We start from the raw sequence: 1334 nt of genomic DNA on the forward strand, positions 1-1334 counted from the left end.
GCGGCAAAGAACATTATTCATGCGGCAAATCAAAGCCAGGATACACAAGATGTCTGGATGAATGTCATTCCAACGGATAAACAAGAAGCACAATTAAACGGTGAATATTTTGAAACAACAACATACAACGTTCAAACAAATGCAAAAAAAGGTACATTTCAAGTACAAATGAACAATGCACCACAAGGCACACGTATTGTCACAGAACAAGGTGAAGCAAAAGAAACGTTCCAACTAGGAGAAAAGTTCCGTATTCAAGTACCAAAATCCTCTAAGAGTAGTGAACTATCTCTAAAAGTCGTTTCAAATCTAACGAATGTTCATGCAATCGTATATAAAGGAACAAGTACGATTCAAGATGCAACTGTATTATTAGAGCGCAGTACAGAACAAGTAAGCACAGACTTACAAGTATTCTGGAAAGCAAATGGCGCCTTAAAAGTGATGAAAGTGGATGAAAACAAAAAGCCACTATCAGGCGCAGTATTTGAAATCGCAAACAGCAATCAACAAGTTATGGGAACGATTACAGCTGATAAAAACGGTATCGCTGAAATGGGTAACTTAGAACTTGGCACATACACTGTAAAGGAAGTGAAAGCACCTGTTGGATATGTGTTAGATGTTACACCAAAGCCTTTTGAAGTAAAAACAGGTGAAGTTGCTGTTGTAGAAATGAAAAATGTACAAATCAAAGGAAATATTGAAATTAAAAAGATCAGTGACACAGGCAAGATTCTCCCAGGCGTTGAATTTACAGTATTTACGCCAGAAGGAAAGGCAGTCACAAAAGTAACAACAGATCAGGAAGGAATTGCGAAAGTAAATTCTCTTCCGTTTGGTAAGTATTACTTCCAGGAAACGAAAGGATTAGAAGGTTACTTATTAAATCAAACAAAGTATCCATTTGAAGTAAAAGAGCATAATCAAACACTTCCGTTTGAAGTGAAAAACGATCAAGTAAAAGGAAATGTACAGCTCTTAAAAGTAGATGAAGACGGAAAAACGAAATTAGAAGGTGCTGTTTTTATCCTAGCTGATGAAAAGGGTAAGAAGATTAGTGAGCATAAGACAGACAAAAACGGGTTAATCAAAATTGATAATATCCCATTTGGAAAGTACCAATTCATCGAAAAAACATCACCAGCGGGCTATGTACTGGTAAAAGAGCCGATTCCGTTTAGCATCACTGAAAATGGAAAAACAATTGAGCTGGTTGTAAATAATACGAAGATTAGAGGATCAATTGAAATTACAAAAGTAGACGTAGCCGATGGAAACAACAAGTTACCAGGTGCAGAGTTTACGATCTATAACGAGCAAGGCCAGGAAGT

The 1334-nt window shown here is 36.7% G+C and carries 1 protein-coding gene; it reads left to right on the forward strand.

Annotated elements, in window-relative coordinates; all coding sequences use genetic code 11:
- The coding region (locus RT27_RS35585) for a SpaA isopeptide-forming pilin-related protein (protein WP_043939250.1) at positions 1–1334 on the forward strand (1334 nt) is incomplete at both ends.

The sequence above is a fragment of the Bacillus sp. L_1B0_5 genome, from assembly GCF_000836715.1.
Classification (GTDB): domain Bacteria; phylum Bacillota; class Bacilli; order Bacillales; family Bacillaceae_G; genus Bacillus_A; species Bacillus_A thuringiensis_S.